Genomic DNA, 19906 nt, shown 5'->3' with positions numbered 1-19906 from the left:
AAAGATCAAGATGGTGATATTTTCTTTGATAAATTAAACTTTAAATTTTTACAAATGCCATTATTTAATAAGCAAGAAAATGAATTAATAACACATTTTGACAAATGGCTGTATTTTTTGAAGAACTTAGAAAGTTTTAATCATATACCCGTGATATTAAATGAACCAATATTTCAGAAAGGGTTTGAAATAGCGGAAATATCTCACTTAAATGTGGAGCAGTATGAACAATATAAGAAGAGTTTAGTGCAGTATTTAGAAGTGAAGAATGTATTTGATACAGCCTTTGAAGAAGGTGAAAAGTCCGGTATTGAGAAGGGCATTGAGAAGGGTATTGAGAAAGGCATTGAGAAGGTTGCTAAAGCTTTGAAAGAGCAAAATATAGCTATAGAAATTATTGCAGAATCAACTGGTTTATCTTATGAAGCTATTAAAAGAATTTGAGCGAATTATACCAATTGATAGACTTGCGCCCATTTTTTGTGCTATACAGGAAATATTAAACAGAGTTTTCTAAAGTTATTCAGTGAGTATTTCGTTAAAATAATCTTGAAGGAGTAGTTATGGCTGCAAAATACTTTAATCCTTATACAGATTTTGGCTATCAACAATATAAGAAGAGTTTAGTCCAGTATTTAGAGGTGAAAAATGTATTTGATACAGCCTTTGAAGAAGGTGAGAAAGCTGGTATTGAGAAAGGTATTGAGAAAGGTATTGAGAAAGTTGCTAAAGCTTTGAAAGAGCAAAATATAGCCATAGAAATTATTGCAGAATCAACTGGTTTATCTTATGAAACTATTAAAAGAATTTGAGTGAATCATGCCAATTGATAGACTTGGCGATCGCATTACCGACTTTAACCCCACGGAAGGTGATTCCTACGGAGCGCTTCGCTATCGCTCTCAGCTTTGAGTTAATTTGAGGGTGCGATAGCGAAGCGCGACCTAGGAATCGCACCACAACCCAGATATCGCCGTATACTTTGAGTTAATCATGATCTTTGTTATTATTTTATCAACCTTTGCTATACAATAAATCATGTCTTTGCAACTCAAAATTAACTACCCCGAAACTTTACCTGATGCTGTTGGTAAAACTAGAGAACAGTTTGAACAAGAAGCAAAATGGGCAATGGCAGTTAAACTATATGAAATGAAACGCCTTTCTTCTGGTATGGCTGCGGCGTTACTGGGAGTAGAGAGAGTAACTTTTATTCTTAAATTAAATGATTATGGAGTGCCATTAATTGATTTAAGTGCAGAGGAATTATTATCAGATATAGAAAAGGCCTAACACGAGTGAAATTGTTATTAATACTTCTTATTTAATCTCTAATTGAAGCTTTGATTTCTTGCCATGTCATTACATCATCTGGATTTGTTTCATAATCACTAATCCGACGATCAAGTTCTCGTTTTTGCGCTGCTGTTAAATCGGGATAAGCCTGTTCTGCTGCGATACTTTCTAAAATATCTTGTACAATCTGAATTCTATCTGCAATACTCAGGGCTTTGATTTCATTTAAAATTACACTGATGTTCATGTTGACTAAACTTCAATAGGAATATTTTCTAGTGTAGGTTATCGCATAGCTCAAAACACTATTTTACTATTAACCTATTGGTTGACATTGGATTTATTTATCCTTATATATCGTTTTTATGTAAAATTCTTATGTATCATAATATCAATTTTTGTGTATCAATCATATAGTATAATAAATTGCTTGCTATAAATTTACTAGCAAGTAGGCTAAAAATCTTCTTATTTCAGGAGTTATTTAACATGAGTGGATCACAAGCCACCTGGAGTGCTGATGGAAGTTATCTTCCTCCAATAGATCCTCATACTAAAGCCAAGCATCTTATTATTGAACAATACATTGAAAACTTAGTAATTACACTTTATAAAAAAGGTAAGCATGGAGTTACTACATTTACTTTTATAGATGGTTTTTGTGGGGGTGGAATGTACAATGATAAAGACAATAATAACGAGTGGGAAGGTTCTCCTATCAGGATCATCAAAGCTGTAAGAGAAGCACATAAAAAATCAAACCGAATTTACCCAGAACCCTTAAATATCAAGTTCATTTTTATAGATAATAAAAAAAATCATTTAAGTTGCCTAAAAACATATTCAATGCCAAAAGCAGGTTTAGGAGAGTTAGTTGATGAACAACCACATCAATTTAGTCATGAGTATGGAGAAAGAATAGAACAATGCGAATTTATACATGGGGAATTTGAAAATTTAGTAAATGCCTGCATTTTAACAGTAGAATATCGTAAAGGACACTCTTTCTTTTTGCTTGATCCCTTTGGGTGGACAGATGTTTCGATGAAAACTATTAGAAGAATTAACAGGCTAAAAGGTTCGGAAATTCTCTATACCTATATGATTGGATTTATTACAAGGTTCTTGAGTGAAAGATATACAAGTCAGAGACGAGGTTTTCAAGAAATTCTTGAAGCAAATAACTATTATGAACTTGCTAATCTAGAAGATAGTAGTATTGGAGAACAGTGTTATTTAAGAGACCAGACTGTGAAACTTTTTGTAGAGAAAGGTCAGTCAAAATATGTATTTACTTTTGCACTTATTCCTCGAGGAGATAATATAGTATTATACTATTTGCTGCATCTTTCTCAGAATTTAACAGCGTTAGAAGTAATAAAAGAGTGTTTTGAATTAGAGAATAACTTAGATTATCAATATCATTATGAAATATATGGATATGGCTTTAGAACATCCGATTTTTATAATCAAAATCAACTTTCACTTGAATTAAATATTACAAAAGATACTTATGAAATTTGTATTGATAAACTAGATCAAGATGTTGGAACATTAATATTCAATAATCCTGATGGCATTTCTTATCAAGAAATTAGAGTAAGAACTATGCCTTTAAACCCAGCAAACAAGAAAATATACAATAAATACTTAAGTAAATACTTTAATGAAAAAGAAATAGAAATTTGGAGGGATGGTAAATTACTAAGTAGAAGTCAATCAGAATACAAAAAATCGGATACAATAAAAGTACCTAGAAAATATCAACTTTCTTTCTTGAATCAACCTAAGTTTTTTAAAACTGATTTATAAAAACTTAGGTTATTATACTCTGCGATATATAACTGGAAGTACACTATGTCCATCATCAAAGGCACTGAAAAAATTGCAAACCCACTACAAAAAAGCGCCCTTAATAAAAAAGGGTTATGTGACTATGTAGTTAACGTCGCGTCAGGGTGTTTACATGGTTGTACTTTCTGTTATGTACCTTCAACCCCAGCCATTCGTACAAAGCAAGCGCAATTAAGAGATCAGGGAGTAAATGATCCTCAAATGGATTGGGGACAATACCTCTTTGTTCGTGAAGAAATACCTGAGCAATTAGCAAAAAACCTAACTCGTAAGACATCTTGGCATGAAACACCAGAAGGTAAAGGAGTAGTTCTTCTTTGTTCTGGTACAGATCCTTATCAAAACAAGCAAACTGCTAATGTTACTCGTGGTGCTGTTAAGGCTTTATTGCAAAATAATAAACGAATTAGGATTCTCACTCGTAGTCCTTTATGGCTGAATGACATTGATATTCTTAAACATCCCAACGTTATTGTTGGTATGAGTTTGCCATACTTAAATGATGAACTAAGTCGGCAAATTGAACCTAATGCACCTTTGCCTTCTGAACGTTATAAAGCTCTAATCAAAGGTTATGAAGCTGGGTGTAGATTGTATGTTGCAGTCGCTCCTACTCCTCCCAGCATGACTTTAGATGATTTCAAAAAACATTTGTATGAAATAATGAAATTTAACCCAGAAGTAATTTTTTGGGAGCCTATTAATGCTCGTGGAACTAATGGCAAGCGAATGATAGCTGCGGGATTAGAATTTACTACTTCCATTATGACTAGAGACTCATGGGCAGAATATTTTAAACGACAATGGAATGATATTGAAGAAGCCGCACATGAAGTAGGCTGTTTAGATCGTCTTCATATTTGGCCTGATCCTGAATTAAGAGGTTATGTTGATGATGCTAAATTAGATAGTTGGTTATATAGACCTACAGTAGAAAAGTGGGACAATCCCAAAATATCAACAACAAGAGTAAAATCTATGAAATCAATTCGTAAAACATCTCAATTAGCTATGTTGACTAAGCATAGAGCATAATTAATAAGTGTTGATAATAACAGTTTTGTTTATCAATTATGACAGAATGTAATGTTATTAGTTATAACTAAATTAAGTTAAAATAAAAGATGAACTCAAAGATAGTCCTAGTTTGAAACCTTACATTTTAGAAATATTTGATGAATGTTATCAAGATGCTAGATTAGAAGCAAGCGATCGCTCACAACTTCCTCTTGACATATTTCCCGTTATCCCCATTGGTTCATTAGAACAAATTTTAGATGATTGGTTGCCAATACAAAAAAATGAAGGATGAAATTTTGTACCATTTGTGTAAGTCTCCTAAAAATTAAGCTGCTGATAAAGACTTACCTAAAGTTTTTGGTTCTGGAAGGGGTTCACCATCTTGTAAACAAGATTCAATTAACATTTCTAAGACTTCCTGAGCATTTTCTAAAGCTTCTTGATATGTGTCCCCATGTGTATGACAAAACTCTCCCCATTCAGGCAGACTGACAACAAAACAATTATCTTCCTGAGACCATTGAATAATTACCGTGTAATGATAACTCATTCTTCTTCTTCCTCTTGAACCTTTTTAATTTCTTCTATTCTTTTGATAGCATTACTAACATCTTTTTCTTGATATTCTTTAGCGTCTTTTCCATCTTTACCTGATATAGTAACTCTCCCAGTAAGTAAGGGATGATACCAGTTAGTATGACTGCCTTTCCCTGTCCGACAGGTAAATCCAGCTTGAAGTAATAAGCTTTTTAATTCTCGGATTTTCTTGGGCATATCTCATACTAATGCACTACTAATTTAACCGCAAGTAGTATACAAGATGTGGGGATAAAGAAGATAAATATTAAGATTCATCACAAAAAAATGAAGGATAAAAAATTCATCCTTCACTCTACAAACTTTATGGTTTTTATTTCCTTATTTCTCAACACCTGTATGGACAGTTTTTACCCATTTAAGGCGTTTTGGTCGGAAAGACATTCGCGCCGTTGTGCTACTCATAACTACTAACCAATGCAACATATATAAACTGCCGCGAAGGGTTTGTAAAAGTACCATTAAATAGGTAGATGGTTTGAATTGTTGATCGGAACGGACGTGCTTTAAACCGGCAAACATTCCTACTACTGACATTCCCAAAGATAAGCCAGTGACAGGACCTAATACGGGGGGACGATGACGAGCGATCGCCATTAATATATCTGGTATTGCTGCGGTAGGCAAAATATACATTGTCACCATAAAGATCAACAAATCCCAGGTTTTCCTTGTCCCCATGTGGTTTTTGAGGATGAGATCCCAGTAGTCTAAATAACGTTGATAACCACCTTCTGCCCATCGGTTACGTTGATGCCAAAGGGCTGTAGCATTAGTAACACCTTCTTCTTGCACCGGAGGATAAAAAACGCATTCAATATCCCATTTATCTAGATGTAACCGGATAGTTAAATCCAGATCATCAGTGATAGTTTCCTCATTCCAACCACCGCAACTAGCCAAAGCTTGACGACGGACAAATTGACCATTTCCGCGGAGTTCACCAATCCCACCGATAGCAGTGCGCTGTTGTTGAAACCAAATATCCAACAACATTTCCGCCATTTGTCCCTTAGTCCAAAAATTTTCCTTAGCATTGGCGATCGCTTTACGCATTTGTACCGCCCCTACCTGTTCTTTTTGAAATAAAGGAACTATTTGTAATAGCAAATCCGGTGTAACTTGGGCATCAGCATCAAATACAGCAATAATGTCTCCCTTTGTCAGTGGTAATACTTGATTTAATGCCCCCGATTTGCCGCCAATAGCGTCAGAATCACGCCTAAATACATTGAGTTGTTGATATTCCTGCTTGAGTTGGGCGAGTAATTGGGGTGTATTGTCTGTACTATTATCATCAATAATCCAGACTTCATATTGACCATTACCGTATTCCAGATTACACAGATTTTTAACTAATCTGCCAATTACCGCTTCCTCATTTTTAGCAGCCACTAACACAGAGACAAAAGGCAAATCCCCCTCTATCTCTTGGGAATGGTGACGGGGTTTGGCAAAAATAATCCCCAAAGCATGAATACCTAGCATTGTTGTCAGTCCGAGGACAAATATCGAACCCCAGGAAACTAAATGCAAGGTAATAGTACCACTCCAGACTATAGTTAAAACTAGAGCAGCTTTGCCTCTACGTCCTTTAAATCGGCCTGGTGGTAGAGACGCGGAATCCGTCCTTACTTCTGATTCCTCATCTACTGATAGGTCAGTAAAGATAGAGTCAAGGGGATCAGAGTTTCCGTTATAAGCATCATTTTCAGGACAGGAATTCGCCGGCATAGGTTACATAATTCAAAAACATCTATGCTATGTAGCTTTTATTTACAGATTAATACTGTAACAGATTCCTGTCCACCTAATTATAACTTGCTGAAAAATTTTTTCAGCAACCCCCATTTAAAGTTTAATTTCTGCCCTTAATACTGTTGTATCACTTGTATTTGTGATTTGGAACCCAAGTTTTTCACATACTCGCTGCATACCTGAATTGTCAGCTAAAATATCAGCATAGATACAGCAACTTTTCTCGTTTTTACCAACTTCTAGCAATCTGCGGAGTAATTCTGTCCCTAAGCCTTGATATTGAAATTTGTCGCTAACTAGCATCGCAAATTCTGCCGCATTACTACCATGTAATTTACTTAATCTTCCTACTGCTAATATTTCCCGCTTTTCTGTTTCGGGATTTTGGTATTCTGCAACTAAAGCCATTTCTCGATCATAGTCAATAAAGCATATTCGGGTGAGTCGTTCATGGGTAATGCGTTGACTCAATTTAATCATGTGGAAATAGCGAAAATAAACACTCTCTTCTGATAGGGTTTTGTGAAATTCTACCATTAATGGTTCGTCTTCGGGACGAATAGGACGAATAGTAATTGGTGTACCATTGTTCAATTTCCAATTACTAATATATTGACTAGGATAGGGACGAATAGCTAATTTTGGTAATTGATGTTTTTCCACATCAGCAGAATGTAAAACTATCCGCGCATCTAAGGCAATTAATCCTCCAGGATGTATAGGAGTGGGAGGAATAGCCAACAACGGATTAATATCAATTTCTTTAATCCCAGGTTGTTCCACAACTAATTGACTAAATTCTACCATTAATTGTTCAAGAGCAGCAATATCAATACTTTTCCGTCCTCTGACTCCTTGCAAGGCTTTGTAAATTTTGGTTTGTTCCATCATCCGCCGAGCTAAGGTAGTATTCAGAGGCGGAATGGCAATGGAACTATCTTGAAAAACCTCCACCAATTGTCCCCCAGCACCAAATAATAATATTGGACCGAATTGGGGATCTAAACTACTGCCAATAATTAATTCATAGCCATCAGTTTTGATCATTGGTTGTACAGTTACACCCAAAAAATCTTCCGCTTTGGCTTTCTCTTTTACGGATTTTTCAATATTTTGAAAAGCACATTTTACCGATTCCGCATTTTGCAAATTTAACTGCACACCACCCACATCAGTTTTATGGGTAATTGTCTGAGAATAAAGTTTTAAAACCACCGGATAACCCAAATTTTCTGCACATTCAACCGCTTTATCCACAGTTTCCGCAATGCAACCAGCTACCACAGGGATACCGTAAGCGGCTAAAATTTCCTTAGATTCAAATTCCGTGAGAATTGTTCTTCCTGCTGTTTTTGCAGCTTGAATAATATTTTCCACTTTAGCACAATTGCGAGTATTCACATCACAAATTAATGTTGGTAAAACCGGAGTTTCATAAATACCGCGCAGGTTATAACTGGACTTCCACATATAACTAAATACTCGCGCTGCTGTATCAGGATAAGCATAAGTGGGAATACCTTGATTGTTAAGAATTTGTTCTCCCTCGGCTATATCTACACCACCCATCCAACTAGCTAAAATTGGTTTATTTGACATTTGTGCGTAGGGTTTTAGTTGTGCCGCTGTTTGGGTAGGATCTGTCATTGATTGGGGTGTTAAAATCACTAATAAACCATCACTATTGGGATCTTGTGCCGCAATTTCTAAGGCTTTTGTATAACGTTGGGGGTTAGCATCCCCTAAAATATCAATCGGATTATTATGACTCCATTGCGGTGGTAAAATTTCATTCAAAGAAGTCATTATTTCTGGAGAAATTGCTGCTAATTCTCCCCCACTTTCAATTAATGTATCTGTTGCTAATACTCCCGGACCGCCAGCATTAGTTAAAATTGTTAGCCGGGGACCTTGGGGACGGGGTTGTTTTGCTAATACTTCCGACATATCAAATAAATCAGAAATACTATTGACTCGTAACACCCCACAACGGCGAAAAGCTGCATCTAAAACAGCATCACTTCCTGCTAATGATCCTGTGTGAGAAGCGGCTGCTTTAGCTGCGGCTGGTGTCCGACCAGCTTTAATCACAATTATCGGTTTTGTTAAAGCCACTTCTCGCGCTGCTGATAGGAAGGAACGCGCATTCCCAATGGATTCCATATAAATTACAATACTTTTAGTCTGGGGGTCATCACCAAGATAATAAATTAAATCTCCCCAACTAATATCTAACATTGAACCAATGGAAATGAAGGTGCTAAAACCTACATTCTCTTGAAAACTCCAGTCTAAAATTGCTGTACATAAAGCTCCACTTTGACTAATAAAACCAACATTTCCTGGACGCGCCATTTTACTGGCAAAGGTAGCATTTAAACCAGAAATTGGATTCATTACTCCTAAACAATTAGGTCCGATAATTCTAATTTTTCCTCTTTGTGCTTGTTGGATAATTTCCTGTTCTAAAGCGATACCTTTTTCTCCAGATTCTTTAAAACCAGCGGAAATAATGATTGCTCCTTTTATTCCAGCATTAACGCAATCAGATATAATTTGGGGTACAGTTTGTGCTGGTGTAACGATAACGGCTAAATCTATTTTTTCGGGAACATCAAAAATAGTCGGATAAGCTTTAATTCCTAATACGCTATGACGGTGAGGATTAATCGGAAAAACTGTTCCTCCAAAGGGATTAGTGATTAAGTTCCAAAGCAAAGTTCGTCCTACACTTCCGGGTTTTTCAGTAGCACCAATTACGGCTACAGTTTTGGGAATAAATATCGCATCTAGGGGATTAACGATATCATAAACTTTATTGCTAATTCTTTGGTTAGATGTTTCCATACATACTCCTATGAATTTGTGATTATTTTGGATTTTGCTGAATGAAGGTATGAATTTGTTTCACGCAGAGTCGCAGAGAGGAAGAGAAATGGAATTTTTTATCCTTTATTAATAATGTTAATGATTTTTGTTAAAGCTATACTAATTCCTTGTTCTGCTATTGGTGAAAGACTATCTCCTAATTCAAAGTTAACCCCTGGTACTGTTATTAACCAAGCTGGTGGACTATAACCATAGAGGGATTTTGTTAAGGCTAAAAGATATGTAGGCTTAATGCTATGTCCTATGATCATCCTAGATTCAGTAGGTAGTATAGATTCTACTTGCACATTTTGCAATTCTGAATTCAAACTAGCATCTACAAAAATTGCTAAATTGACATTTGCCAAATTTGCTGCTAATTCTGGAGTGAGTTGGTGAACTGCTAAAGATTGGACATGAGATAGATGCCAGAGATTGATGAGATTTGCTACTCTAGGACCAATAGCATCATCACTGAGTAATTCATTTCCATAACCAATCACTATTGTAGCTTTCATTATTTTTAATTTATCTGTGTTTATCTGCGGTTAACTATTCTGGAAATTTTGCTCCATACAGTTTCAGCTTAATTTTGAATATGAGACTAAGTAGGTTAGCATTGAAAATCGTCGTTATGGCAAGGCAAGAGGCAAAAGGCAAGAGGCAAGAGTGAAGAGGGTTTGGGCGATTTTACTTTTCTTTACATAGATTGGTTTTATTGTGTTCACCTACTTAAGAGCAAAATTTGAGTACATTATGAGAAAACACAAAAATTCTCAAAACAAACTTATGTGAACAGGACATTTATTTTCTGACTTATTTGTTATAATATTATGAATCTGGATGGTTTCCATTAAACCATTAAATTTTTTAGATAAATTGTGAGGCTGTTTTATGCCTGAAGTGAATTTTCAACAACCAATTAATAGTGCTGCTAGGATTGTAGAAGAATATACGATGGGAAAAAGAGACTTTGAAAGAGCAGAATTAGATGATGCTAATTTACAAAGTTTGGATTTAAAAGGCTCTGATTTCAGCTATGCTGATTTGAGTAGAGCCAACCTTGGGGGTGCAAATCTGCGAGGATGTGATTTGAGTTTTGCTGATTTAAGTGAAGCTAATTTACAAAATGCAGATTTACGCGGAGCAATGTTATTTTCCGCGAATTTGCGTCAAGCTAATCTAGAAGGGACGCATTTAAAAAAGGCAGACTGTGATCATAACACCCATTTTCCCAAGAATTTTGACCCTATTGCAGCAGGTGTAAGTATGAGTGAACTATAGATACTGGTGCGGCTATATCAGCCGCTAATTCTTATACTAAGTAGGTTGGCGTTGAAAATTGTCGTTATGGCAAGGCAAAAGGCAAGAGGCAAGAGTGAAGAGGGTTTGGGCGATTTTACATTTCTTTACACAGTTTGGTTTTATTATGTTCACCTACTTAGTATTCTTTTGAATTGTTATATTTACCCCACTTTATCACTTGACAATTAAAATAGCACATTTTCTCAATTTTTGCAAATTTTAATTTTATAACTTAATTTTTTCCTGGAAATACTTTAGTTAAATCTAAGATTAATTCCGGGAGAGATGGCAATTTTACAGACTCATTAGGGAGGATAATTGATTTGTAACGATAGCCAAATTTACCTTGTAAATCTTGATATCAGTAGCAAGAGTCATAAAATTTAGGTAATATGAGTTTAGCTTAAATTATATCATATAAATACCAGATACCCAGATCCCCGACTTCTCTAAGAAGTCGGGGATCTAAATACTTAATTATGATAAATTTGATTAACTATAGTGCCATTTGTGTCCACTACTTCTATTAATAAAGGCATTTGTCCCATTGCATGAGTTGAACAACTCAAACAAGGATCAAAAGCCCTAATTCCCGCTTCGACACGGTTTAACATTCCTTCTTTTATGTTATCACCTTGGATAAAATGGCGGGCAATTTGGGCAACGCTACGATTCATTGCTAAGTTATTTTGACCCGTGGCAATAATCAAATTTACCTTTAACATTAAACCATTTTCATCAACTTGATAATGGTGAAATAATGTCCCCCTTGGGGCTTCACTTACACCCACAGCTTCCAGACAATTAATACCAGCTTCAGCACAGAGACGAGTTGATAAAATATCTGGATCATCAAGGATAATTTCGATATGTTCAATTGCTGCTAAAATTTCAATTAACCGGGCATAATGATAGAAAAATGATGATTTAATAGTACCATTTTCATAACTGCGGAATTCTTTTAATTCTGTGTCTGCTAAAGGTGTGCCAATTTGACTACAAATATTCAATCTTGCTAAGGGTCCAACGCGATACATTCCACTATCTAAACGACAATGATCACTGCTATCAGGATAACCTAAAGGAAGATAATAAGGTGATTTTAAATAAGAGTCTGCTTGAACTGCTTCACCGATAAAATCATGATAGTTAGCAGCATCAAGATTATCAGCAACGATGTTTCCTCCACTATCAACAAATCGGATATGTCCATCATAAGTTTCCCATAAACCTTCAGAACTGACTAAACCCATGAATAAACTCGGAAAATTACCAAAAGTTTTTGCTTCTTTTTCATAAGTTTTTAATAGGGTTTTAAATAAAGCTATGGCACTAATTACAGTGGCTTTGGCTTCAGGAATTTTTTGCTGAATGTGGGTGCGATTTTCTGTGGTTAAAGGGTCACGAACTCCACCAGGAACAGCCCAGGAAGGATGAATTTTTTTTCCTCCTAATAATTCAATGATTTCTTGTCCAAATTGGCGTAAACGGATTCCACCTCTGGCTAATTCCGGTTCAGCGGCAATTAAACCAAAGATATTGCGGTTTTCGGGTTCGCTATCCATGCCCAATAATAGGTCTGGTGCGCTGAGGTGAAAGAAGCTGAGGGCATGAGATTGGATGATTTGCCCTAAATTCATCAAACGGCGTAATTGAGAGGCTGTTTTGGGGATTGTAACGGCTAAAATGCGATCGCCTGTTTTGGCTGATGCTAATAAGTGACTGACTGGACAAATACCGCAAATTCTCGCCGTAATTCCTGGCATTTCTGGAAACGGACGACCGACACAAAATTTTTCAAACCCGCGAAATTCAGTAACATGAAATCTAGCATCATTTACTTGACCTTCATCATCTAAATAAATGCTAATTTTCGCGTGTCCTTCAATGCGAGTAACGGGGTCAATAACAATTGTTTTCATAATTAATCGGTGATTGGTAATTAGATAAAATTGTAGGTTGGGTTGACGTAAGGAAACCCAACATTTCCGCAACATTATCAAAGATTTTGTTGGGTTATGCCTACGGCTCCCGTAAGGGATACACTTTGTTCTACCCAACCTACGGATATTAATTACAAATCATAAAACCTAGATTCTGTGAATTCTGGATATTCATCACAGTAATCTTCAAAGGCAGTTTTCAGAGGTTTTTCAGCGAGTTGGTGGGCAATTTCGGCTTGAATTTCTTCTACTACATCCCAAGCGGCTGCACATTCTGCGGAATTGATGCCTTTTTCTGCACAAACAATTCGAGCTTTTTTAATTTCATCTTGTAATTCTTGTTCTAATAAAAATGAGCGCGGTTGTTCTAAACAAGTACTTCTGGCTAAGATATCAGTAAGTGAGATTATTCCTAATAATTTACCACTAATTACAGGCGCACGGCGGAGATGATGATTAGCAAATAATCTGGCTACATATTCTAAACCCAATTCTGGATTAACGACAATACAAGGTTTAGTCATAATTTCATAAACACGGATTTTATTTGGATCTTTGCTATAGGAAATTACCTTATAAACAATGTCGCTTTCTGTGATAATTCCATAAGCATCTTGTTCATGACGACGATCTACAATTAATGCTCTCCAATCTCTTGCTTTCATTAAATCAACTGCTTCTTTGACTGTTGCTGAATTGCGAATCATTGCCACATCTTTAGTCATTACATCTGCTGCTGTTAACATAATTCACCTCGAAAAAATAGGAGTCAGGAGTCAGGAGGAAGAAAGAAGATATAGGGGTTATCTGTTGAGTTAAATATAAGAACCCCGCCCCCAACCCCCTCCCCGCAAGCAAGGAGGGGGCTATAATGGATGTATTTATTTGGTTATAATTACTAATTAACCAAATTTAATCATTTCTCTGCCGACAATTTCCGGTTTTTCTCCTTTTAATAGTGGTTCAAGTGCGGCACGAATCCGATGTGCTGAAGGGGGACAACCGGGTAAATAAATATCAACTGGTACTACCTTATGCACAGGGAGAACTGTATCTAGTAAAGGGGGAACAATTCCTGGGGAATTGGGAATTTGTTGATTAATATCTGCTTCTTGAATATAAGCTAATTGTAGGGCTGGTTCAGCACCACCTGCAAGATTACGTAAAGCGGTAACATTACCAGTAACAGCACAATCACCAAAGGAAATTATTGTTTTAGTCCGGTTTCTAATTTTGTGAATTAATTCTAAATGTTCTTCATTGGCGATCGCACCTTCAACTAATACGATATCTACACCTTCGGGATATTCTTTAATATCAGCAAAGGGACTATAAACTATATCTACTTGTGCGGCTAAATATATTAACCATTCGTCCAAATCAAGAAAGGACATATGACAACCAGAACATCCACCTAACCAGACTGTTGCTAATTTGATTTTAGTCATTTTTTTACCTTTTCAGTTTTCAGTGGAAATTAATGATTGCCATTCTTTGACAACATGAATAGGAACTGCGATATTAATGAAGTTTGTGCTGGGAAGGGGTATAGATAAAGTTAAAGATTCTGGAGGTAATTGAGGTAAGATTTCTGTCAAATCATATTGACCAACAGTTGGTGCTGGGGCTTCCTCTAAAAATACATCAGCAGCATTCCAAACTTTACCTGTTGTTGAGGTGATTTTTAAAGGTTGGGGATGAATTAACTCACCAACACTAGGAAAACCAACTAGGCGAAGATTTATATTCGATGGTTGATCCGAATACACTTGTTTAAATAATACAACTTGCCAGACTTTTCCTGATTGATCATCTAATTTCACTTGTGAACGGTAAATAATTTCTTCGGGAGGATTTCCTATCTGAGTAACAGCAGCAATTACTTTTCCAGATGATAGATTTGCTAAACCAAGGAATATAAATGTTGTCAATATCCCTACTAATAGAATTCGCTTAAATATTTGTTGAATATGCGGTAACATGAGATTTCATTTTAAATTATGCTAATGACTAAAAATTCCACTGCTTTTTATTTCTTGCAGTTACTAAAAATTCAATTTTGCCCCGATCATGTTTCATTTCACCGACACTTGAACCTTTATCAAATAATGCTCCTGTGGGACAGGCATTCACACATTTACCACAGGAAGTACAGGTCTGGGAAGTTCCCCAAGGTTGATTTAAATCAGTAATTACATGAGATTTTGAGCCTCTTCCTGCCATATCCCAAGTATGTGCGCCTTCAATTTCATCACAGACACGAATACAGCGAGTGCAAAGCACACAACGATTATGATCTATGCCAAAAAGATGATGGGAAGTGTCAACAGTTCGCTGAGGATTTTGATATTCTAAGCGGAGATGATCCATGCCCATTTCTATGGCTAAATCTTGTAATTCACAGTTACCATTAGCAACACAAATGGAACAAATGTGATTACCTTCAGCAAATAACATTTCTACAATTGTCCGCCGGTATTTTTGTAAGCGATCGCTATTTGTATTCACCTCCATTCCTTCTGTAACTTTAGTCACGCAAGCAGGTTGTAATTTATTACTTCCTGCAATTTCCACTAAACATAAACGACAAGCACCAATATCACCCACACCTTCTAAATGACATAATGTAGGAATATGAATACTAGCTTCCTGCGCTGCTTCTAGTAAGGTTTCATCCTCACGAGCGCTAATCAATTCCCCATTTATTGTTAAAGTTTTTACAGTCATAGTAATTTGGTAATGGGTAATGGGTAATTGGTAATTCTTAATCCTGAAAATCCTTTAATCCTGGAAATCCTGATTCAGACAGTTTCCCTGACTAATTCCAAATATTCATCTCGAAAATATTGCAAAGTGCTAAAAACTGGATTTGGTGCAGACTGTCCTAAACCACATAAACTGGTGTGTTTTACCATGTCGCAAAGTTCCTCCAATAAATCTAAATCAGCGAGCGAACCTTTTCCTTGACTAATCTTTGTTAATAAACCGTGTAATTGCACAGTTCCCACACGACAAGGAATGCACTTACCGCAAGATTCATCCATGCAGAATTCCATGAAAAAGCGGGCGACATCTACCATATTTGTAGTTTTATCCATGACAATCATTCCCCCCGAACCCATCATTGAACCCAAGGCGGTTAAAGATTCATAATCCACAGGTGTAGCAAAAGCCGACGCAGGAATACATCCCCCTGAAGGTCCGCCGGTTTGTACTGCTTTAGCTATACCATTGTCGGGAACACCTCCTCCCATTTCCTCAACAATTACTTGTAAAGATGTTCCCATTGGGACTTCTATTAAACCCGTGTTGCGGATGTTTCCAGCTAACGCAAATACCTTTGTACCTTTGCTTTTACCAATGCCGATATTAGCAAACCAGTCAGCACCTTTACGAATAATCGGCGCAATATTGGCAAAGGTTTCCACATTGTTAATTAACGTCGGATAGCCCCATAAACCGGACTCAGCCGGGTATGGTGGACGGGGATGGGGGACACCACGTTTACCTTCAATTGAAGCCATTAACGCCGTTTCTTCACCGCAGACATAAGCACCCGCACCGATACGGATTTCTACTTTAAAATCAAAGGGAGAGTCGAAGATTTGTGAACCCAAAAGTCCTAAGTGTTGGGCTTGATGAATTGCCGTTTCCAGGCGTTTGATAGCAATGGGATATTCTGCCCTAACATAAATATAGCCTTGATTTGCACCAATGGAGTAGGCAGCGATCGCCATCCCTTCCAAAACCCGATGGGGATCACTTTCTAATACACTTCTATCCATGAATGCACCGGGATCACCTTCATCAGCATTGCAAATTACAAACTTCTTCTCAGCCTTTGATTTTGCTACCGTTCCCCATTTTAAACCTGTGGGATAACCAGCACCACCGCGCCCCCTTAAACCGCTTTTAGTAATAGTTTCCACTACCTGACTGGGTTTCATTTCCCGCAGCACTTGGTAAAGGGCTTGATAACCATCAGATGCAATGTAAGCTTGAATGCGTTCGGGGTCAATTTTACCACTATTTTCTAGGACAATCGGTAATTGACGGCTGAAAAATGGCTCATTTAAATCACCCTCCTGTAAATTTGTGACTTCTCCATTTACCCCCGCCATAATTGCTGCTGCATTTTCTGGGGTAACTTTTTGATACAATTTTGATGCGGGCGGATTTTCCCGATTTTCCACCTGTACCAATGGTCCTTGACAACATAGACGCATACAACCCACACCAGAAACCTGCACAGTATCTTCTAAACCCGCAGCTTTCACAGATGCTTCCAGATTGTCCTTCACAGCTTGAGAATCAGAAGAGAGACAACCCGCAGCCGTACAACAGCGAATTTGCACAGATTTCCGTTGAGAAAGCTCCTTTTGGGCAATTTCTAATAATTCATTTAGTTCCATTTTGCCACCATTCTCCCACTTTTTCGCAAACCGATTCCGGGGTTTGATTACCTAAAATAGCACCATCAAACACTACCGCAGGGGCAATTCCACAAGCCCCCAAACATCTAGCCGTCATCAAAGAAATTTGACCATTTGCGGTAGTTTCTCCTGCGTGAATTTGCGTAATTTTTTCCAACTGGGTTAAGATCACCGTTGAGCCTTTGACATAACAAGCTGTACCCGTACAAACCACACAGTTATGAACCCCTTTCGGTGCTAGGGAAAACAAATGATAGAAAGTAGCCACCCCATAAACGCGACTAGGTGGTAACTTCAGATTATGGGAAATGTACAGCAATAAATCCAGTTCTAAATAACCAAATAATTCAGAAGCCCGATGCAGAATTTCAATAAGTGCATCTTGTTGATATTGATGACGCTTAATAGTTGCGTCTAACATCTTTAAACGCTTGTCTCCACTGGGATGAGTTAAAGAAGGTGGAACTGATGTTTTCATATTTTTTCACAAAATCCATTAGACATCTCCAAAAATTAAATATGCCTATCCTAGAACCCTTGTAGAGACGTTCCATGGAACGTCTCTACTTTTCTGGAGATGTATATTAACTTATCCGTCTTTATCTGCGTTCATCTGCGGTTAATAATTCTGGAAATCTGATTCTATGCAGCCTCACCTAGCATTACTTACTAACTGTAAGTAGGTGAACACAATAAAACCAAACTGTGTAAAGAAATGTAAAATCGCCCAAACCCTCTTCACTCTTGCCTCTTGCATGAGTGCCTTTTGCCTTGCCATAACGACAATTTTCAACACCAACCTACTTAGTAGCTGCTGAAGAAACATTTGCCGCTTGGGAACTCATAGGAATATGGACAATCTGCACTGAACAAGGTGCATGATGTAAAACATAATTACTCACACTACCGAGAAAAAATTCCGTCAGTCCAGAACGTCCCCGTCGTCCCATCATAATTAAGTCAGCATTCCAGTCAATGGCTAATTCACAAATCATTCGTCCTGGACTACCAGTATTTTGGGTAAATTCTGTATTAACACCAGATGTATTAGCTTGGGCGCTCCATGACTGTAACATTTGCCAACCTTCGTTTTTAAATTTTTCCCAATGCTCTTGGTATAATTTAAAACTTTGCTCGTTCCAACCGGGATAGTAGTCAATATTGGGGAAAACCAATGCCTCTGGACTACCTTCCTCTTCCTGTGATAAAACGTGCAGTAACATTAAATTCGCAGATGTGATCTTGGCTAAAGATAAAGCTTGCTCAAAAACTTTTATACTCATATCCGAGCGATCTACTGCGACTAAAATTTTCTTAAACATATATACCTCGATGTTAGTTTGCTAACTAATGATAATGAGTATATTCGGCTTTTTAGGTTAATATTTGGTAAAAGCATCCTTAATATTCACTAACGATTGTACAGCAGAAGTCGGGAGTAGCAGCTTTATATGGCATAGTTTCGTAATTAAATTTTACACTTTGTCTAACTGGAATATCCTGGATTTATCGGTCAAAAATTTGGCAATTAAGGTTTCATATTTACACTATACAAACCAGAAAAAAATTGCATCTTATCTAAGATAGATTAACAGATGTTAAAATTTATTTCTCTGTGGCGATAATATGTAAATCTATGTGCTGATCTCTAATTAACTCCAGCAAGCGTTGTGTAAAAGAGCGTTTAAAAAATCTTTTCCATCGGGGTTGTTGACTTTCGCCAATGACTATTTGGGTGATATGATTAGTTGCGGCAACTTGGGCGATCGCCTGAGCGACATTGTTACTTTTAACATGAAGAAATTCACCACCAAATTCTCGGCATAGTTTCTCACAAGTATGAATATGTAAACTTTCTTCTTTAGTCAAAAACCGTTCAGGGTCAGCGATGAATACAGTATATAATTTAGCATTCATATAATTAGCAATTCGCGCCCCACGTCGTAATAATTGAATCGAATTTGGATAGGTAGATACACATATCAAAACTCGCTCATGGACAGTACGAATTTGCCCAGGAGAGATGGAAGTATTTGCCTCTTCCTCAACTGTATCTGCGACTTCTCTTAATGCTAATTCTCGCAAAGCAATCAGGTTACGACGCTGAAAAAAGTTTTCTAAAGATTGCTCAATTTTATTAGCAGCATAAATTTTACCCTCCCGTAACCGTTCTTCTAAAGTTTCTGGAGTTACATCAATGACAACCACAGCATCAGCTTCATCCAGCAACCGATCTGGAATGCGTTCTCGGACGACAACACCCGTAATTCCGGCTACTAAATCATTCAAACTTTCTAAATGTTGAATATTCACAGTAGAGTAAACATCTATGCCGGCTGCTAAAATCAATTCTACATCTTGATAGCGTTTTTCTCTAGGTGAACCAGGAATATTTGTATGTGCTAATTCATCAACTAATACCAATTGGGGAGAGCGGTTTAAAATTGCCTCTGTGTCCATTTCTTGGAGGTTGATATTTTTATGAATATTGGCTTTTTGCGGAACTACTTCTAATCCTATAGCTTTGACAGCAGTATCTTTGCGTCCATGAGTTTCAATAATGCCAATAACAACATCAATACCTTCTTGTTGCAGTTGATGTGCTTCTTCTAGCATTCTGTAAGTTTTTCCCACACCAGGAGCCATACCAATGAATATTTTATGCTTTCCGCGTCGAGCAGGACGAATATAAGAACTGTCAGGGGAGGGCGTATGGGGGTAAGACATAATAATAACTAGGGTTTGCGGAAAAGTCTTTTCATTCGGGCTAGTAGTTTGTCAACCCTAAAATGACGGGTGAAGGCAAGCAGGGGGAGGTAGGGGAGGTAGGGG

At 37.1% G+C, this 19906-nt stretch carries 21 protein-coding genes and 2 pseudogenes; 7 read left to right on the top strand and 16 right to left on the bottom strand.

All coding sequences use genetic code 11. The annotated features are described in order from the left end of the window. From AN486_RS22125 to AN486_RS22115, 3 genes are all read left to right on the top strand, one after another. Window positions 1-444, top strand: a 444-nt coding sequence (locus AN486_RS22125; protein ID WP_290602590.1) for an Rpn family recombination-promoting nuclease/putative transposase, incomplete at its 5' end; no start/stop codon positions are given. 119 nt (window positions 445-563) lie between these two features. Further along, complete coding sequence (locus tag AN486_RS22120) at window positions 564-812, top strand: hypothetical protein (protein WP_053540488.1); 249 nt, start codon at window positions 564-566, stop codon at window positions 810-812. 226 nt (window positions 813-1038) lie between these two features. Continuing rightward, on the top strand, window positions 1039-1293 hold the full coding sequence (locus tag AN486_RS22115) for a UPF0175 family protein (protein WP_039200860.1): 255 nt from the start codon (window positions 1039-1041) through the stop codon (window positions 1291-1293). Between the two features lie 31 nt (window positions 1294-1324). Here the strand turns inward: AN486_RS22115 and AN486_RS22110 are convergent, their stop codons facing one another. Further along, window positions 1325-1543 carry an addiction module protein gene (locus AN486_RS22110; RefSeq protein WP_053540489.1) on the bottom strand — a complete coding sequence of 73 codons (219 nt, stop codon included), beginning with the start codon at window positions 1541-1543 and terminating at the stop codon, window positions 1325-1327. A gap of 242 nt (window positions 1544-1785) precedes the next feature. Between AN486_RS22110 and tcmP the strand changes: the two genes are divergently transcribed. From tcmP to AN486_RS22095, 3 genes and pseudogenes are all read left to right on the top strand, one after another. After that, entirely contained in the window at window positions 1786-3108 is a 1323-nt protein-coding gene (gene tcmP, locus AN486_RS22105; protein WP_053540490.1) for a three-Cys-motif partner protein TcmP, read from the top strand. Window positions 3109-3153: 45 nt separating this feature from the next. Further along, window positions 3154-4185, top strand: coding sequence for a radical SAM protein (locus AN486_RS22100; RefSeq protein ID WP_053540491.1), 1032 nt, complete (start codon window positions 3154-3156; stop codon window positions 4183-4185). A 79-nt stretch (window positions 4186-4264) separates the two neighbouring features. Further along, window positions 4265-4462, top strand: a pseudogene (locus AN486_RS22095) (DUF29 family protein); the annotation flags it as partial. A gap of 33 nt (window positions 4463-4495) precedes the next feature. Here AN486_RS22095 and AN486_RS22090 read toward each other — a convergent pair. The 5 genes from AN486_RS22090 to AN486_RS22070 all read right to left on the bottom strand — a co-directional run bounded on the left by AN486_RS22090 (window position 4496) and on the right by AN486_RS22070 (window position 9911). Then, window positions 4496-4720 (bottom strand): type II toxin-antitoxin system HicB family antitoxin, encoded by a 225-nt coding sequence (locus AN486_RS22090; protein ID WP_039200867.1) that lies wholly within the window; start codon window positions 4718-4720, stop codon window positions 4496-4498. Beyond that, on the bottom strand, window positions 4717-4944 hold the full coding sequence (locus AN486_RS22085; RefSeq protein WP_039200869.1) for a type II toxin-antitoxin system HicA family toxin: 228 nt from the start codon (window positions 4942-4944) through the stop codon (window positions 4717-4719). Before AN486_RS22085 ends, AN486_RS22090 begins: the two co-directional genes overlap by 4 nt. A gap of 144 nt (window positions 4945-5088) precedes the next feature. Continuing rightward, window positions 5089-6501: a glycosyltransferase family 2 protein gene (locus AN486_RS22080; protein WP_290602583.1), complete on the bottom strand. Its 1413-nt coding sequence runs from the start codon at window positions 6499-6501 to the stop codon at window positions 5089-5091. Between the two features lie 117 nt (window positions 6502-6618). Beyond that, on the bottom strand, window positions 6619-9372 hold the full coding sequence (locus tag AN486_RS22075) for a bifunctional acetate--CoA ligase family protein/GNAT family N-acetyltransferase (protein ID WP_290602581.1): 2754 nt from the start codon (window positions 9370-9372) through the stop codon (window positions 6619-6621). Between the two features lie 98 nt (window positions 9373-9470). Next, window positions 9471-9911, bottom strand: coding sequence for a hydrogenase maturation protease (locus AN486_RS22070; protein WP_053540494.1), 441 nt, complete (start codon window positions 9909-9911; stop codon window positions 9471-9473). A gap of 376 nt (window positions 9912-10287) precedes the next feature. Between AN486_RS22070 and AN486_RS22065 the strand changes: the two genes are divergently transcribed. Continuing rightward, window positions 10288-10677, top strand: a complete 390-nt coding sequence (locus AN486_RS22065; RefSeq protein ID WP_053540495.1) for a pentapeptide repeat-containing protein — start codon at window positions 10288-10290, stop codon at window positions 10675-10677. Window positions 10678-10930: 253 nt separating this feature from the next. Here AN486_RS22065 and AN486_RS22060 read toward each other — a convergent pair. The 10 genes and pseudogenes from AN486_RS22060 to AN486_RS22015 form a co-directional block, all read right to left on the bottom strand. Beyond that, window positions 10931-11059, bottom strand: a pseudogene (locus AN486_RS22060) (Uma2 family endonuclease); the annotation flags it as partial. 112 nt (window positions 11060-11171) lie between these two features. Beyond that, window positions 11172-12620 carry a Ni/Fe hydrogenase subunit alpha gene (locus tag AN486_RS22055; RefSeq protein ID WP_290602579.1) on the bottom strand — a complete coding sequence of 483 codons (1449 nt, stop codon included), beginning with the start codon at window positions 12618-12620 and terminating at the stop codon, window positions 11172-11174. 152 nt (window positions 12621-12772) lie between these two features. Continuing rightward, window positions 12773-13387, bottom strand: a complete 615-nt coding sequence (locus tag AN486_RS22050; RefSeq protein WP_053540496.1) for a CP12 domain-containing protein — start codon at window positions 13385-13387, stop codon at window positions 12773-12775. A gap of 156 nt (window positions 13388-13543) precedes the next feature. Beyond that, the gene (locus tag AN486_RS22045; RefSeq protein WP_290602577.1) at window positions 13544-14089 is read right to left on the bottom strand and encodes an oxidoreductase; all 546 of its coding nucleotides are present in this window, start codon (window positions 14087-14089) and stop codon (window positions 13544-13546) included. A 12-nt stretch (window positions 14090-14101) separates the two neighbouring features. Further along, window positions 14102-14623, bottom strand: coding sequence for a DUF3122 domain-containing protein (locus AN486_RS22040; protein ID WP_053540498.1), 522 nt, complete (start codon window positions 14621-14623; stop codon window positions 14102-14104). Between the two features lie 28 nt (window positions 14624-14651). Continuing rightward, the gene (gene hoxU, locus AN486_RS22035) at window positions 14652-15368 is read right to left on the bottom strand and encodes a bidirectional hydrogenase complex protein HoxU (protein ID WP_053540499.1); all 717 of its coding nucleotides are present in this window, start codon (window positions 15366-15368) and stop codon (window positions 14652-14654) included. Between the two features lie 74 nt (window positions 15369-15442). Further along, window positions 15443-17053, bottom strand: coding sequence for a NuoF family protein (locus AN486_RS22030; RefSeq protein ID WP_290602574.1), 1611 nt, complete (start codon window positions 17051-17053; stop codon window positions 15443-15445). Beyond that, a complete protein-coding gene (hoxE, locus tag AN486_RS22025) occupies window positions 17040-17552 on the bottom strand; it encodes a bidirectional hydrogenase complex protein HoxE (protein WP_290602572.1) in 513 nt (170 codons plus the stop codon). Before hoxE ends, AN486_RS22030 begins: the two co-directional genes overlap by 14 nt. A gap of 322 nt (window positions 17553-17874) precedes the next feature. Beyond that, on the bottom strand, window positions 17875-18396 hold the full coding sequence (locus tag AN486_RS22020) for a universal stress protein (protein ID WP_290602570.1): 522 nt from the start codon (window positions 18394-18396) through the stop codon (window positions 17875-17877). Between the two features lie 283 nt (window positions 18397-18679). Beyond that, window positions 18680-19801 carry a sensor histidine kinase KdpD gene (locus AN486_RS22015; RefSeq protein WP_290602568.1) on the bottom strand — a complete coding sequence of 374 codons (1122 nt, stop codon included), beginning with the start codon at window positions 19799-19801 and terminating at the stop codon, window positions 18680-18682. Window positions 19802-19906: the final 105 nt, after the last annotated feature.

The sequence above is a fragment of the Anabaena sp. AL93 genome, assembly GCF_001672085.1.
GTDB lineage: Bacteria > Cyanobacteriota > Cyanobacteriia > Cyanobacteriales > Nostocaceae > Dolichospermum > Dolichospermum heterosporum.
This window is presented reverse-complemented; position numbering and strand designations above follow the sequence as displayed.

What these genes read in the sequence shown, in the direction of transcription:
- AN486_RS22090 (WP_039200867.1), bottom strand. Translation starts at nt 4,720, where the DNA reads ATGAGTTATCATTACACGGTAATTATTCAATGGTCTCAGGAAGATAAT.
- hoxU (WP_053540499.1), bottom strand. Translation starts at nt 15,368, where the DNA reads ATGACTGTAAAAACTTTAACAATAAATGGGGAATTGATTAGCGCTCGT.
- AN486_RS22080 (WP_290602583.1), bottom strand. Translation starts at nt 6,501, where the DNA reads ATGCCGGCGAATTCCTGTCCTGAAAATGATGCTTATAACGGAAACTCT.
- AN486_RS22085 (WP_039200869.1), bottom strand. Translation starts at nt 4,944, where the DNA reads ATGCCCAAGAAAATCCGAGAATTAAAAAGCTTATTACTTCAAGCTGGA.
- tcmP (WP_053540490.1), top strand. Translation starts at nt 1,786, where the DNA reads ATGAGTGGATCACAAGCCACCTGGAGTGCTGATGGAAGTTATCTTCCT.
- AN486_RS22015 (WP_290602568.1), bottom strand. Translation starts at nt 19,801, where the DNA reads ATGTCTTACCCCCATACGCCCTCCCCTGACAGTTCTTATATTCGTCCT.
- AN486_RS22020 (WP_290602570.1), bottom strand. Translation starts at nt 18,396, where the DNA reads ATGTTTAAGAAAATTTTAGTCGCAGTAGATCGCTCGGATATGAGTATA.
- AN486_RS22110 (WP_053540489.1), bottom strand. Translation starts at nt 1,543, where the DNA reads ATGAACATCAGTGTAATTTTAAATGAAATCAAAGCCCTGAGTATTGCA.
- AN486_RS22075 (WP_290602581.1), bottom strand. Translation starts at nt 9,372, where the DNA reads ATGGAAACATCTAACCAAAGAATTAGCAATAAAGTTTATGATATCGTT.
- AN486_RS22055 (WP_290602579.1), bottom strand. Translation starts at nt 12,620, where the DNA reads ATGAAAACAATTGTTATTGACCCCGTTACTCGCATTGAAGGACACGCG.
- AN486_RS22030 (WP_290602574.1), bottom strand. Translation starts at nt 17,053, where the DNA reads ATGGAACTAAATGAATTATTAGAAATTGCCCAAAAGGAGCTTTCTCAA.
- AN486_RS22065 (WP_053540495.1), top strand. Translation starts at nt 10,288, where the DNA reads ATGCCTGAAGTGAATTTTCAACAACCAATTAATAGTGCTGCTAGGATT.
- AN486_RS22120 (WP_053540488.1), top strand. Translation starts at nt 564, where the DNA reads ATGGCTGCAAAATACTTTAATCCTTATACAGATTTTGGCTATCAACAA.
- AN486_RS22100 (WP_053540491.1), top strand. Translation starts at nt 3,154, where the DNA reads ATGTCCATCATCAAAGGCACTGAAAAAATTGCAAACCCACTACAAAAA.
- AN486_RS22070 (WP_053540494.1), bottom strand. Translation starts at nt 9,911, where the DNA reads ATGAAAGCTACAATAGTGATTGGTTATGGAAATGAATTACTCAGTGAT.
- hoxE (WP_290602572.1), bottom strand. Translation starts at nt 17,552, where the DNA reads ATGAAAACATCAGTTCCACCTTCTTTAACTCATCCCAGTGGAGACAAG.
- AN486_RS22045 (WP_290602577.1), bottom strand. Translation starts at nt 14,089, where the DNA reads ATGACTAAAATCAAATTAGCAACAGTCTGGTTAGGTGGATGTTCTGGT.
- AN486_RS22115 (WP_039200860.1), top strand. Translation starts at nt 1,039, where the DNA reads ATGTCTTTGCAACTCAAAATTAACTACCCCGAAACTTTACCTGATGCT.
- AN486_RS22040 (WP_053540498.1), bottom strand. Translation starts at nt 14,623, where the DNA reads ATGTTACCGCATATTCAACAAATATTTAAGCGAATTCTATTAGTAGGG.
- AN486_RS22050 (WP_053540496.1), bottom strand. Translation starts at nt 13,387, where the DNA reads ATGTTAACAGCAGCAGATGTAATGACTAAAGATGTGGCAATGATTCGC.